We start from the raw sequence: 13,770 nt of genomic DNA, 5'->3' as shown, positions 1-13,770 counted from the left end.
ACAAGGGGGGAGAGAGCAGTCCGAGGCTGCCGCTGCCGAAGTGCCTAGCAAGCACTGCTGGTCACGAAAACACCTGCGCCAGCTTGGTCATGAACGGCTCGTCGGTCATGTCGAGGCGGAGCGGCGTGACGGTGATGCGCTTGTCGGCGAGGCCGGCGAGGTCGGTGCCGCGGCCGGGCGGGTTCTTCTTCACCCGGTCGAAGGCGATCCAGAAATACGGGTTGCCGCGGCCGTCGTAGCGCGGGTCGATCTTCAGCCAGTCGATGTCGCGCTTGCCCTGGCTCGACACCGCGACGCCCTTCACATCGTCCGGCCGGCAGTCCGGGAAGTTGATGTTGATCAGCACGTCACGCGGGATGCCGGTGTCGATCACCTTGCGGATCAGCGCGGGCGCATGGCGCAAGCCGGTGTCCCAGTGCGGCTTCTGCTTGCTCTCGGCGCCGTAGGACTGCGACAGCGCGACCGACGGGATGCCGAGGATCGTGCCCTCGATGGCGCCCGCGATGGTGCCCGAATAGGTGACGTCCTCGGCGACGTTCGAGCCGCGGTTGACGCCGGAGAGCACGAGGTCGGGCCGCTTGTCGCCAAGGATGTGGCGCACGCCCATGATCACGCAGTCGGTCGGCGTGCCCTTGACGGCGAAGCGGCGGTCCTCGATGGCGCGCAGCCGCAGCGGATCGTTGAGCGACAGCGAATGCGAGACGCCCGACTGGTCGAACTCGGGCGCGACGATCCACACGTCGTCCGAGAGGGCGCGGGCGATCTCGACGCAGACGTCGAGCCCCGGCGCGTGAATGCCGTCGTCGTTGGTGACCAGGATGCGCACGGATCGGTTCTCGATGTTGGCGAAGAGCGAGTAGCGAGTAGCGAATAGCGAATAGCGGATGGTGAGCAGCGATCAGCGAATTGCGAATAGCGAACAGTGGGTCCGAGAGCGTGAGCCTCCGCTCCGTCGCACCGTCTCGCCCCTCATGGTGAGGAGCGGCCGCAGGCCGCGTCTCGAACCATGTGGCCACTCGTCGTGGAGCCGCCCTCGCCCTTCGAGACGGCCGCTGCGCGGCCTCCTCCGGACGAGGTCGGAGGACACCCCGTTCCCTACTCGCTATTCGCCATTCGCTACTCGCTTCTGATTTCCTTCAACCCGCCCATATAGGGCTCCAGCACCTCGGGCACGGCGATCGCGCCGTCGGCCTGCTGGTAGTTCTCCATCACGGCGATCATGGCGCGGCCGACGGCGACGCCCGAGCCGTTGAGGGTGTGGACCGGACGCACCGCGCGGCCCTCGGCGGTGCGATAGCGCGCGCTCATGCGGCGCGCCTGAAAGTCGCCGCACACCGAGCAGGAGGAGATTTCGCGGAACATCCCCTGCCCCGGCAGCCACACCTCGATGTCGTAGGTTTTTTGGGACGCGAAGCCCATGTCGCCCGTGCACAGCGTCACCACGCGGTAGTGCAGGCCGAGCCGGCGCAGCACTTCTTCCGCGCAGGCGAGCATGCGCTCGTGCTCTTCGAGACTCTTCTCCGGCGTCGTGATGGAGACGAGCTCGACCTTGTAGAACTGATGCTGGCGGATCATGCCGCGCGTGTCGCGCCCCGCCGCCCCCGCCTCGGCCCGGAAGCAATACGTGCCGGCCGTGAGCCGCAGCGGCAGCTCGGCTTCCTCGACGATCTGCTCGCGGACGAGATTGGTCAGCGGGACTTCGGCGGTGGGGATGAGCCAACGACGATTTGCTCCGACGCCGAGAGCGTCGTCGGAGGTATGCCCAGGCTCGGTGATCGCCCGAAGCCCTTCTCCGGAAACGGCGGCGAACTGATCATCCAAGAACTTCGGCAGTTGCGCCGTGCCGAACATGGCGTCGTCGCGCACCAGGAGCGGCGGCGACACCTCGGTGTAACCGTGCTCGGTGGTGTGGAGGTCGAGCATGAACTGAGCGAGCGCGCGTTCGAGCCGCGCGAGCTTGCTCTTCAGCACGACGAAGCGGGCGCCGGACATCCGCGACGCCGCCTCGAAATCCATCTGCTTCAGGCCTTCACCGAGCTCGAAATGCTGGCGCGGCGTGAAGCTCAGCACCGGCGGCGCCCCGAAGCGGTGATGCTCGACATTGCCGTGCTCGTCGGCGCCGTCCGGCACCGCGTCGAGCGGCGTGTTCGGGATTTTTGCCAGCGCCTCGTCGAGCGCCGCGCTCGCCGCCTTCTCCTCGGCCTCCATGGCCGGGATCGAGGCCTTCAGCCCCGCGACCTCGTCCATCAGGGCTTTTGCCGCGGCCTCGTCCTTCCTCTTCTTCGCCTCGCCGATCTCCTTCGACGCCGCGTTGCGACGCGCCTGCGCGGCCTCCAGGGCCTGGATGGCGGCGCGGCGGCGGTCGTCGAGCGCGAACAGCTCGGCCGACAGCGGCGCCAGGTTCCGGCGCTGCAGGCCGCGATCGAAAGTCTCGCGGTTCTCGCGGATCCACTTGATGTCGTACATGGGACGGGCTCTGGCGGCGTGCGTGACAACGGCGACGGAATCGATGGGCCCTTATAGCACCGTCGTCGCGACCACGCGGCGACGATGCGGGCGGGCCGCCCGGTCGGAACGGTGGCCCCGAACCGGTCAGCCGGTGGGCGACGAGGCGGCCGGCGGGGAGCCGGCGTCGGCGGCGGCTTTCGCCTTCTCGTCCTTCGCCTTGGTCTCGACGAAGCGGACCGAGTGGATCGCGGCCTCGTAGAGGATCATCAGAGGGACGGCGAGCGAGAGCTGCGAGATCACGTCGGGTGGGGTCAGCACCGCGGCGATCACGAAGGCGCCGACGATGAAGTAGCGGCGCTTGGCCTTGAGCATCGCGGAATCGACGATGCCGATGCGGCCGAGCAGCGTCAGGATCACGGGCAGCTGGAACGCCACCCCGAAGGCGAGCACCAGGCTCATCATCAGGCCGAGATACTCGCCGACCTTGGGCAGCAGCGCGATGTCGGCGGTCTCGCCGCCGCCGAGCTGCTGCATGCCGAGCGAGAAGCGCACCAGCATCGGCATCACGAGGAAATAGACCACCATGGCGCCGAGAAAAAAGAAGATCGGGGTCGCCACCAGGTAGGGCAGGAAGGCGTTGCGCTCGTGCCGGTAGAGGCCGGGCGCGACGAACATGTAGATCTGCGTCGCGATCACCGGGAAGGCGAGGAAGACGGCGCCGAACATCGCGAGCTTGAGCTGGGTGACGAAGTACTCCAGCAGCGCCGTGTAGATGAACTTGGAGTTCTCCGGCCCTGCGACCCACACGAAGGGCCACACCAGCACGTTGTAGATCTGCTTGGCGAAGGCGAAGCAGAGGATGAACATGATCGCGAAGGCGATGAGCGACTTGATGAGCCGCGAGCGCAGCTCGATCAGGTGGTCCATCAACGGCGCCTTGGTCGCCTCGATGTCCTCGTGGGTCATGCCGGGCGGTCCTTGGTCGGCGCGGCCTCGCCCACCGTCTCGGCCACCGTCTCGACGGGTGCGGGCACCGGCGTGGCCGCCGGGGGCACTTCGGCCGGAGCCACGGCGGCGCCGGCCACCGGCTCGGTGCTCGGCGTCGTGACGGGCGCTTCGGGGACGGGCGATTCGACCGCAGCGGCCGGCGCGACACCCTCGGGCGCCGGCAGCGGCTCGGCCGTCACGGCCGGCGTGTCGGGCGACGCCGTTGTATCAGCCGGTGGCGTGATCGGGGTGGGGGCGGCGATCGACTTCGCCGTCTCGGCGAGCGGGTCGTAGGTGGCGATGCTGCGGGCGGCGTCGTTGAGCTCGTCGACCTGCTTCTTCAGGTCGGCCATCTCGGCCTCGCGCAGCGCCTCCTGGAACTGGCCCTGGAACTCGGCCGCCATGCGACGCATCTTCCCGGTCCATTGGCCGACGGCGCGCAGCACGCCCGGCAGCTCCTTCGGGCCGATCGCGATCAGCGCGACCACGCCGATGAGCAGGAGCTCGCTCCACCCGATATCGAACATCGTGGCTCCGAGGGTGCCGCCCGCCCGTGACGGTGCGGCCCCCGCAATGGCCGGTCGTCCGCCGGCGCGACGCCAAGCGGTTTGCCGCAGATCGGGGACGGGTTCAAGCGCGACCGCGGGGGCACCGCGCGGCGCGGCGATCGTCGCGGCGCCGCTGGCGCGGGGGACAGCCGGGACGGCCGGCCGGCGATCAGCCGGCCTTGTGGGTCTCGGCCTGCGGCTGCTGGACGGACTGCGACGGCGCCGTGGTCGGCTGGTGGTCGATCGTCCGCACCGGCTCGGCCGGCTTGGCCGGCTCGACCTTGGCGGTGTCGTCCTCGGACATGCCCTTCTTGAAGGCTTTGATGCCCTGCGCGACGTCGCCCATCATCTCGGAGATCTTGCCGCGGCCGAACAGCAGCAGCACGACGCCGAGGACGATGATCCAGTGCCAGATGCTCATTGAACCCATCGCGTTACCCTCCAACCGACGGGCCGCGATCCGGGCTCGCCTTCGGTTTTGTCGTGAACCTAGGCGGTCGACCCGACGAAGACAAGGACCGCCCGCGCGTCGATTGCGCACGCCGTGAAAGAGAGTTGATGCGCTTCGGAAGGAAGCAACCGGCGACCGCCCGCCGTCGCCTTCTCCGTCATGGCCGGGCTCGTCCCGGCCATCCACGACCTTGCACGCGGCGGGACAGCAACGACGTGGATGCCCGCGACGAGCGCGGGCATGACGGCGGAGGAGGTCGCCTCACTCCCCCTCTTCGCGCGCCTCCGGATCGTGCGACACCTCGGGCGCCGACATTGCGTCCGGCTCCTCGCCCGCCTGCTCGCCGGCCGTCGCTCCGCCTTCGCCGGCTTCGCCAAAACTCTCGCCGGCCGGGGCGTCCTCCACCCGGGGGGCCAGGCCGAGGTCGAGCTCGACCGAGTCGATCGGGTCCTCGTCCTCGCGCAGCGCCGGATCGTCGGAGGGATTCGGCACGCCGAAGCCGGACGGGAGCTGGCCGTCGAACAGCCCCGCCCCCTTCAGCTCGTCGAGGCCCGGCAGGTCGCCGAGCTGCTCCAGGCCGAAATGCGAGAGGAAGTGGTCGGTGGTCCCGAAGGTGAGCGGGCGGCCCGGCGCCTTGCGGCGGCCGCGCGGGCGGATCCAGTCGGTCTCCAGGAGCACGTCGATGGTGCCCTTGGCGACCGCGACGCCGCGGATCTCCTCGATCTCGGCGCGCGTCACCGGCTGGTGATAGGCGATGATCGCCAGGGTCTCGACCGCGGCGCGTGACAGCTTCTTCGGCTCGCCGGCCTCGTGGGTGAGCAGCCAGGCGAGATCGTTCGCCGTGCGGAACGCCCATTTGGTGCCGATGCGCACCAGGTTGACGCCGCGCGGCGCGTATTCGAGCTGCAGCCGCTTGAGGCCACCCTTCACGTCGGTGCCGGCCGGCAGGCGCTTGGCGAGCGCCTTCTCCTCGACCGGCTCGGACGCCGCGAACAGGAGCGCCTCCAGCAGGCGCAGCTCGTCCGGCCGGGTCTCCGGCCCTTGATCAGCCCCCTGCTCCGCCGTCTCGGTGACCGTCAGCTCGGTCTCGGCGACCTCCGCGACGGCCTGCGTCTCGGCCCCGGTCCCGACCGGGGTCTCGACCGTCACCTCGGGCTCGGTCGCGACGACGGCTTCGGCGACAGCGTCGTCGCGTGCCTCCTCGTTCGCCTCGTGGGTGGGTTCGTCGAGCCCCTCGGCGGTCGCGGGCTCGGCCTCGGCCGTGACCGCCTCATCGGCGGCTGGTTCGTCGGCAGCCACCGCGTCGGACACGCGCTCGTCGGCCAAGGCCTCGTCGACCACGGCGTCCTCGGCCGCCGGCTCGGCCGCAGTCGGCACAACGGCCTCGCTCGCGGCCTCACGCGGCGTCTCGGCCTTGCGGCCACGGCGCTTCCGGACCTCCCCGCGGCCGGGCTCGTTCTCGGGGATCATGGTCGCCTCTTCGGCCAGTTTCGCAATCCGCCATCCGTCGCGGCTCATCTCGGGCATCCCCTCGTCACTGGACCGGCTCGTCCGCCGCGGACGGCGGCGGCGGCGAGTCGTCGTCTCGTCCCATCGGTTCCCCGACGGTCACTTCGGCAGGCACGTCGTCGGTGGCGTCGGCAGCCACCTCGGCGGCCATTTGAGGGGCCCCGACGTGCTTGCGGATATAGATCGGCGCGAATGCGGTCGGCTGATGGACGTCCATGACGCCCTCGCGCACCAGCTCCAAAAGCGCCGCGAGGCTGGAGGCGTAGACGGTCGAGCGCATCGACGGCTCGACCGCGTAGGTCACCAGGTAGCCGTCCAGCACGCTCCAGTCGTCGGAGCCGACCGAGCCGAGCAGGCGCTGCAGGATCGAGCGGGCGTCGGCGAGCGACCAGACGTTGCGCTTCTTCATGCGCACATGCGACAGCGCCTGGCGCTGCCGCTGGCTCGCATAGGCCGACAGGAGATCGTAGAGCGTCGCCGACCATTCGGGCCGCTTGATCTCCTCGATCGGCTCGGGATCGCCGCGGCCGAACACCTCGCGGCCGAGCTGCGGGCGGGCCATCAGCTTCGCCGCCGCGTCGCGGATCGCCTCGAGCCGCTTCAGCCGCAACGCCAGGGCGGCGGCCATGTCGGAGGCGCTCACCCCTTCCGGCTCGTTGGTGCCGGCGGGCAGCAGGAGCCGCGACTTCAGGTAGGCCAGCCACGCCGCCATCACGAGATAGTCGGCGGCGAGCTCGAGCCTGAGCTTGCGCGCCTCCTCGATGAAGGCGAGGTACTGCTCGGCGAGCGCCAGGATCGAGATCTTGTGGAGGTCGACCTTCTGCTGGCGGGCGAGCGCGAGCAGCAGGTCGAGCGGACCTTCGAAGCCCTCGACGTCGACGATCAGGGCCGGCTCGTCGGCCGCCCGATCGGCCTCGACCACCTCGGGCGGATACTGGGCCGGCGTCTCGCCGGCTGCCGAGGCTGCGGTCGCCGGAGCATCGGCCGGCGCGGCATCGGACGGCACCGCATCGGACGGGTCCGCGACAGCCGGGTCCGCGACAGCCGGGTCCACGGCAGACGACTCCACGGCGGAGGGGTTTGGAACGGACGCGTCCGTCGGCGCCGGGTCCATGGCGGAGCCGGTCGGATCGATACCGTCGTCGGGGCCGATGTCGTCTTGGCCGGACTGCTCGGTCATGCCTTCAGGTCACCCAGCGGCTCAGGAAGCGGCGATCATACGGGAAAAGGCGGCCCGCGCCTCGGCGAGGTCGATCCCGTCGGGTGGACGGCGGGCGGCGAGCGCCGCGGCGCAGCGCAGCGCCGCCGCCCCGGCGAGGTCCGGGCTCTCGGCGGCAACCTGCTCCATTTCCACGAGATTTCCATTGCAATGCAAGGCCAGGTCGCAGCCCGCCGCGAGCGCCGCGCGGGTGCGCTCCGCGAGGCTGCCGGACAGCGCCCCCATGGAGAGATCGTCGGTCATCAGCGCCCCGGAAAAGCCGATCGCGCCGCGAATCACCTCGCCGACGATGGTCGGCGACAGGGTCGCGGGCCGGTCCGGATCGAGCGCCGTGTAGACGACATGGGCCGTCATCCCGAACGGCAGGCCGGCCAGCGGCCGGAAGGCGGCGACGTCGGTCGCCTCGAGGGTCGCCCGGTCGGCCGCGACGACCGGCAGGGCCTTGTGGCTGTCGCAGGCGGCGCGCCCATGGCCCGGCATGTGCTTCACCACCGGCAGCACCCCGCCGGCCATCACCCCTTCGGCGGCGGCGGCGGCGAGCGCCGCGACGACGTCCGGGCTCGTCCCATAGGCGCGGTCGCCGATCACCGGGTCGCCCTCCGGGGCCGGCACATCGGCGACCGGCAGGCAGTCGACCGTGATGCCGAGGGAGAAAAGGTCGGCGGCGATCAGCCGGGCGCCGAGCCGAGCGGCGGCGAGGCCGGCCTGCGGATCGCGGGCGTGGAGGGCGCCGTACCAGGCTCCGGCCGGATAGGCCGGCCAGTGCGGCGGCCCGAGGCGCTGCACCCGGCCGCCCTCCTGGTCCACCAGGACGGTCGCCTCCGCCCCGACGGCGTCACGGAATTCGTCAACGAGCGCAGAGACCTGCGACGGAGCATCGACATTACGCTTGAACAGGATGAGGCCGAACGGCCGCGCCGTGCGGAGAAACTGCCGCTCGGCGTCGGTCAGGCGCAGGCCGGACACCCCGGTGATGAACGCACGAGCCGTCATGCCGCCGTTTATCCCGGTCCCGGGCGCCGAGGTCAAAGCGCGCGGGCCGTTCGGGTGCAGTTATCCCCCGCGAGGCGAGCCGTTCCGGGTCGAAGGGGCTCGCCAGCCACGGAGCCCCACCCCTCGTCCGCCCTCGTCCTGAGGAGGCTGCGGAGCAGCCGTCTCGAAGGGCGGGGGCGCCCCCGGCGGCCGGTGGCCACATGGTTCGAGACGCAGTCGTCCCGGTCGGCGACGGCCGACCGGGACGACTGTTCCTCAGCATCAGGAGAAACGAGGCTGCGATATCAGTTCTTCTGCACCAGGCAGTTGCCGCCGGCGGCCTTGAGGCTCTCGCAGAGCTGGATGGCCGAGTCGCGGCTGGCGAAGGGGCCGACCTGACTGCCGTAGTAGATGCCCTTGGCGCCGAGATCCTTCTTCTTCACCAGGACCTGACGGTCGGACAGCACCGACGGATACTTGGCCTGCATGGCCCGGAACGAGGCGCGCGCTTCCTCGGGCGTCTTCTGGGCGGAAAGCTGGACGACGTAGCCGCCGCTCTCGGCGGCACTCGGCACCGGCGTGGTCATCGCGGTGCGGGCGGGCGGCGCGGCGGGCGCGGCCTGCGGCGTGATCGCCATCGGCGCGTTCCCGGCCGGGGCGGCCTGGCGCGGCTGAGCCGGCGCGACGGGCGCCGCGGCGGCCGGGCGAGCCGGGGCGACCGGAGTCGCGGCCGGCGGTCGGCCCTGATTGGCCTCGCTCTCCGGCCGGATCGTGACGGTGCGGATGCGCTTCGGGTCGCCGGGCGCCGCCGACGGCACGGTCGCCGGCGCGCTCACCTGCGGCGGCAGGTTGGACGTCGCGTCGCCAGAGACGTCGCGGACCGCGACGGGCTGCTCCTCGCGCGGCACCAGCCGCTCGTTCTGGCCGCCGCCGACGCGCTCGTAGATCTGCTTGTCGCCGCCCTGGACCGCCGAGGCGATCTTCTTGGGCGAGGTGTCGGCCCGGACCACCGGCGGGCCACCGGCCTCCGATGGACCACCCTTCATGCTGCGCCAGCCATAGGCGCCGGCGGTGCCGACCACGGCGACCGCCAGGATGGCGGCGGCGACCATGAAGCCGCGGCGGCGCGACGGCGGCTCGGCGCGTGCGTCGTCCTCGGCCGGATAGCGGCCGTCATAGGCCGCGCCGTAATAGTCGCGATCGCGGGCCGGGTCGCGAGACGGATCGTAGGTCTCGCCAGCCTCGAAGGCGCCGTCGGCGGCCGGGGCGTAGCGCGGGTCGTATTCCAGCGCGTCCTCGCGGGTCATCGCGAGCGGCTCCGGCCGACCCGTGAACATCGGCTCGGCCGCCGCATAGCCGCCGTCGAGCGGACGGCCGTGCGGGTCGGCATAGCCGGCGTCCCAGGCCGGCTCGGCGGCCGGCGCGGGCGGCGGCGGCGGCGCAGCATCGCGCGATCGCGGGGCACGCCAGCCGGTCTCGGCGGCGCGCGGCTCCGGCGGAACCTCGGCGCGGGCGGTCAGCCACGCCGGCGGATCGCCGCGGCGCGGATCGGCGGCCGTCGCGCGCGGCGGCGGCGGCTCGGTGTAGCCGCTGTAGCGCTGGTCGGGATGGCGGGCGTCGGTGTCGAGCGACGGATCGGCGTAACGCGGCTCGCCGCCGCCGCGGGCGTAATCGGAGGGCGAGCGGCCGAAGCGCGGCTCCGGATAGCCGGGCTCGTAGGGAACTGGATCGGGCTGCGGCGGCTCGGGCGTGCGGGCCGCCGGCTCGCTGCGGCGGAGCGACGGGGCGGGACCGCGCTCGATGCGGCTCTCCACGCCGTCGCGGCTGTCACGACTCATGGGATCGCGGGTCGCTCCCTCGCGCGCGATGCCGTCGCGCATGCGGGAGACGCGGCTCGACGGCTCGTAGGCGACGGGCTCGTTCTGCCCGATCAGCCGGGCCAGTTCGACCAGCGGATCGGTCGCGGGATCGGTGCGCGGGGCCGCACGGGCAGCCGTCGCGCCAGGACCGTCGGTTCGCCGATATCGGTCTTCCGCCATGCCTGAAAGCTCACCGGTCGCGGCGCCACTCTTTCACTGCGGACGCGGCCGGATCACCGCAGTCCGTGCGCGCCGGCGAGGGTCACCGCATCTCGTCAGGCGCTTCGACCCCGAGCAGACCTAGCCCCACGGAGAGCACCGTGATCACACCTTGAACAAGCGCGAGACGGGCCGACGTCAGTGTTGGATCATCCTGGATAATGAACCGTAAATGTGGCGAGTCCTTGCCACCGCGCGTGTACTGGGCGTGGAAGTCGCTCGCCAGATCGTACAGGTAGAAGGCGATTCGGTGCGGCTCGTGCGCCGCCGCCGCCGCCTCCACCAGCCGCGGGAACTGGGCGATGGTGCGCATCAGCGCGATCTCGCCGGGATCGTCGAGCCGGTCGAGCGGGGCGCCGGCGAGCCACAGCTTGAGTGCCGCCGGCCCCTTCCAGTCCTCCGGCATGTCGGGCAGCGTGTCGCGCGCGTTGCGGAAGATCGAGCGGCCGCGGGCGTGGCCGTACTGGACGTAGAAGACCGGGTTGTCGCGCGACTGCTCGATCACCTTGGCGAGGTCGAAATCGAGCACGGCGTCGTTCTTGCGGTACAGCATCATGAACCGGACGGCGTCCTTGCCGACCTCGTCCACCACTTCACGAAGCGTCACGAAGTCCCCGGCCCGCTTCGACATTTTCACCGGCTGCCCGGCTCGCAACAGCTTCACGAGCTGGACGATCTTGACGTCCAGCGCGGCGCGGCCCTCGCTCACCGCCTTGACGGCCGCCTGCATGCGCTTGACGTAGCCGCCATGGTCGGCGCCCCACACGTCGATCAGGTCGTCGAAGCCGCGCAGGACCTTGTTCTTGTGATAGGCGATGTCGGAGGCGAAGTAAGTGTAGGAGCCGTCCGACTTCTTCAGCGGCCGGTCGATGTCGTCACCGAACTCGGTCGCCCGGAACAGCGTCTGCTCGCGGTCCTCCCAATCCTCGGGCGGCGCACCCTTGGGCGGCGGCAGCCGGCCCTCGTAGACCTTCCCCTCGGCCCGCAGCGCCGCGATGGTGGCGCCGACCTGATCGGTCGCGCCCTCGATCAGCGACCGCTCCGAGAAGAACACGTCGTGGCGGACGTTGAGGGCGGCGAGATCGTCGCGGATCATCGCCATCATCATGTCGATCGCGGTCTTGCGGACGACCGGCAGCCACTCGGCCTCCGGCTTGTCCTTGAGGTCCGGACCGAACCGGCGGGCCAGCGCCTGGCCGACCGGCACCAGATAGTCGCCCGGATAAAGGCCGTCCGGGATGGCGCCGATCTCCTCGCCGAGCGCCTCCAGGTAGCGCAGATAGGCCGAGCGGCCGAGCACGTCGACCTGGGCGCCGGCGTCGTTGATGTAGTACTCGCGCGTCACCCGCCGCCCGGCGAACTCGAGCAGGTTGGCGAGCGCGTCGCCGAACACGGCGCCGCGGCAGTGGCCGACATGCATCGGGCCGGTCGGGTTCGCGGAGACGTACTCGACGTTGACGGGCGCGCCGCCCGGCACGCCGCGAGCGTAGTCGGCGCCGGCCATCAGGGTCGCTTTGAGGGCGGCCCGCCAGACCTGCGGCTTCAGCGTCATGTTGATGAAGCCCGGCCCGGCGACGTCGACCGACTGGACCCAGTCGTCGCCGCGCAACGCCTCGGCAATTCTCTCGGCGAGATCGCGCGGCTTCTGCCCGGCGTCCTTGGCCAGCACCATGGCGGCGTTGGTCGCGAGGTCGCCGTGGCTCGCATCGCGCGGCGGCTCGACCAGCACGCGGCCGCGATCGAGCCCGGCCGGCAGCGCGCCCTTCGCGACGAGGGCGTCGAGCGCCGCCTGCACCCGGGCCAGGACGGCGGCGAAGACATGGCTGGTTTCTTTCGTCCTATCAAGCATTTTGGTTCTGTCCCGGGCGGAGCTGCGGGCCGCGGCCTAACGCAATTGCGGGGTCGAGTCAAAAAGCCGGCGATGCTCGGCGATCGCGTAGCGATCGGTCATGCCGGCGATGAAGTCGGCGATCCGGCGCGCCCGCGCGCCCGGCTCGTCCGGCAGATCGTGGCGCCATTCGGCCGGCAGGAGGTCGGGCGCGGCGACGTAGCGGCCGAACAGGTCGGCGAGCACGCCCTCGGCCGCCGTCATCACCTGCATGACCCTGGGATGCCGGTACATGTGGGTCCACAGGAAGGCTTTTATCGCCTTGTCGGCGGCCGCCATGGCGGCCGAGAATGCAACCAGCGGTGATTCGGCGGCCCGCACATCAGCCACCGAGGCCGGATCGAGGCTCGCAACCCGCCCGCGAGTCTCAGCCACGACGTCGACGATCATCACCGTGATGATCCGGCGGACCAGCTCGTGAACCAGACGAGCGGGATCGATGTTTTTGTGCTCCGCACAAATGTCCCCCACGATGTGCGCAATAAATTCGACCTCGGCCAGCGCGTCGAGCGTGAACAGGCCGGCCCGCAGGCCATCGTCGATGTCGTGGGCATCGTAGGCGATATCGTCCGCGATGGCGCCGACCTGGGCCTCCAGGCTGGGAAAGCTCGCCAAATCGAGATCGTGCCTCGCATCATAATCGCGGATCACCAGCGGCAGGGCCGATGCTGCGCCGCACAAAGTCTCGCCCGACTTTCGTCGCACGCGCGGACCGACCAGCGGGCCGTTGTGCTTCACCAGCCCCTCCAGCGTCTCCCACGTCAGGTTGAGTCCGTCGAAGGCCGGGTAGCGGCGCTCCAGCCGGGTCACCACGGCGAGCGTCTGGGCGTTGTGGTCGAAGCCGCCATGCGCCGCGAGGCAGCGGTCGAGCGCCCGCTCCCCGGCATGGCCGAACGGCGGATGGCCGAGGTCATGGGCGAGCGCGCAGGCCTCGGCGAGGTCCTCGTCGAGGCCGAGCTGGCGGGCGATCGAGCGCGCCACCTGGGTCACCTCGAGCGTGTGGGTGAGGCGCGTGCGGAAGTGGTCGCCCTCGTGATAGACGAACACCTGCGTCTTGTGGGCGAGCCGGCGGAACGCGGTCGAGTGGATCACCCGGTCGCAGTCGCGGCGGAAATCGCTGCGGCCCGGGCTGGGCGGCTCCGGATGGAGCCGCCCCCGGCCGGCCTTCGCGTCGGCCGCGAACGGCGCCCGCGCGCATGCGTCCTGAACCGCCATGACGGCCTTTCCGCTCCCCTACACATTGACCCCTGCCGGGGCAGCACTTACCTTTTTTGGGCCGGACCACGCAATTTCCGTCAACTGCGAAGGGCTTCCCGATGACCGATGCCGTCACCACGGACATCACCCTGACCGACAGCGCCGTCCGGCGCATCGGCGAGATTCTCGCGTCCGAGCCGGCCGGCGCGATGCTGCGGGTCAGTGTCGAGGGCGGCGGCTGCTCCGGCTTCCAGTACAAGTTCGATCTCGACCGCGAGAAGGCCGCGGACGACCTGGTGCTGGCCCGCGACGGGGCGACGGTGCTGATCGACCCGGTGTCGCAACAGTACATGGCCGGTGCCCAGATCGACTATGTCGACGACCTGATCGGCGCCGCCTTCAAGATCAAGAACCCGGTCGCCGCCGCCTCCTGCGGCTGCGGGACGAGCTTCTCGATCTGACGCCCGGCCCGC

Annotated in this window: 12 protein-coding genes; 1 reads left to right on the top strand and 11 read right to left on the bottom strand. The window is 70.8% G+C overall.

Annotated elements, in window-relative coordinates; genetic code table 11:
• Positions 1–61 precede the first annotated feature (61 nt).
• The 11 genes from surE to ABTU92_RS13690 all read right to left on the bottom strand — a co-directional run bounded on the left by surE (position 62) and on the right by ABTU92_RS13690 (position 13,315).
• On the bottom strand, positions 62–826 hold the full coding sequence (gene surE, locus ABTU92_RS13740) for a 5'/3'-nucleotidase SurE (protein ID WP_408091498.1): 765 nt from the start codon (positions 824–826) through the stop codon (positions 62–64).
• Positions 827–1,116: 290 nt separating this feature from the next.
• The gene (gene serS / locus ABTU92_RS13735; protein ID WP_408091496.1) at positions 1,117–2,466 is read right to left on the bottom strand and encodes a serine--tRNA ligase; all 1,350 of its coding nucleotides are present in this window, start codon (positions 2,464–2,466) and stop codon (positions 1,117–1,119) included.
• Positions 2,467–2,592: 126 nt separating this feature from the next.
• Positions 2,593–3,414 (bottom strand): twin-arginine translocase subunit TatC, encoded by an 822-nt coding sequence (gene tatC, locus ABTU92_RS13730; protein WP_408091494.1) that lies wholly within the window; start codon positions 3,412–3,414, stop codon positions 2,593–2,595.
• The gene (tatB, locus tag ABTU92_RS13725; RefSeq protein WP_408091492.1) at positions 3,411–3,962 is read right to left on the bottom strand and encodes a Sec-independent protein translocase protein TatB; all 552 of its coding nucleotides are present in this window, start codon (positions 3,960–3,962) and stop codon (positions 3,411–3,413) included. Before tatB ends, tatC begins: the two co-directional genes overlap by 4 nt.
• A 190-nt stretch (positions 3,963–4,152) precedes the next feature.
• Positions 4,153–4,413 carry a twin-arginine translocase TatA/TatE family subunit gene (locus ABTU92_RS13720; protein WP_111359047.1) on the bottom strand — a complete coding sequence of 87 codons (261 nt, stop codon included), beginning with the start codon at positions 4,411–4,413 and terminating at the stop codon, positions 4,153–4,155.
• A gap of 282 nt (positions 4,414–4,695) precedes the next feature.
• Positions 4,696–5,904, bottom strand: a complete 1,209-nt coding sequence (gene scpB, locus ABTU92_RS13715; RefSeq protein WP_408091490.1) for an SMC-Scp complex subunit ScpB — start codon at positions 5,902–5,904, stop codon at positions 4,696–4,698.
• Between the two features lie 64 nt (positions 5,905–5,968).
• A complete protein-coding gene (locus tag ABTU92_RS13710; protein WP_408091646.1) occupies positions 5,969–6,865 on the bottom strand; it encodes a segregation and condensation protein A in 897 nt (298 codons plus the stop codon).
• Between the two features lie 279 nt (positions 6,866–7,144).
• Positions 7,145–8,155: a beta-N-acetylhexosaminidase gene (nagZ, locus tag ABTU92_RS13705; protein ID WP_408091488.1), complete on the bottom strand. Its 1,011-nt coding sequence runs from the start codon at positions 8,153–8,155 to the stop codon at positions 7,145–7,147.
• A 284-nt stretch (positions 8,156–8,439) separates the two neighbouring features.
• Positions 8,440–10,173, bottom strand: coding sequence for an SPOR domain-containing protein (locus ABTU92_RS13700; RefSeq protein WP_408091486.1), 1,734 nt, complete (start codon positions 10,171–10,173; stop codon positions 8,440–8,442).
• An 82-nt stretch (positions 10,174–10,255) separates the two neighbouring features.
• The gene (gene argS / locus ABTU92_RS13695; protein ID WP_408091484.1) at positions 10,256–12,061 is read right to left on the bottom strand and encodes an arginine--tRNA ligase; all 1,806 of its coding nucleotides are present in this window, start codon (positions 12,059–12,061) and stop codon (positions 10,256–10,258) included.
• A gap of 36 nt (positions 12,062–12,097) precedes the next feature.
• A complete protein-coding gene (locus tag ABTU92_RS13690) occupies positions 12,098–13,315 on the bottom strand; it encodes a deoxyguanosinetriphosphate triphosphohydrolase (RefSeq protein ID WP_408091482.1) in 1,218 nt (405 codons plus the stop codon).
• A 101-nt stretch (positions 13,316–13,416) separates the two neighbouring features.
• Here ABTU92_RS13690 and erpA point away from each other — a divergent pair, with 101 nt between their 5' ends.
• Positions 13,417–13,758: an iron-sulfur cluster insertion protein ErpA gene (erpA, locus tag ABTU92_RS13685; RefSeq protein WP_408091480.1), complete on the top strand. Its 342-nt coding sequence runs from the start codon at positions 13,417–13,419 to the stop codon at positions 13,756–13,758.
• Positions 13,759–13,770: the final 12 nt, after the last annotated feature.

It is taken from the genome of Rhodoplanes sp. SY1, assembly GCF_046000175.1.
Classification (GTDB): domain Bacteria; phylum Pseudomonadota; class Alphaproteobacteria; order Rhizobiales; family Xanthobacteraceae; genus Rhodoplanes.
The sequence above is the reverse complement of the archived record's forward strand: the minus strand, read 5'-3'. Positions and strand labels throughout refer to the sequence as shown.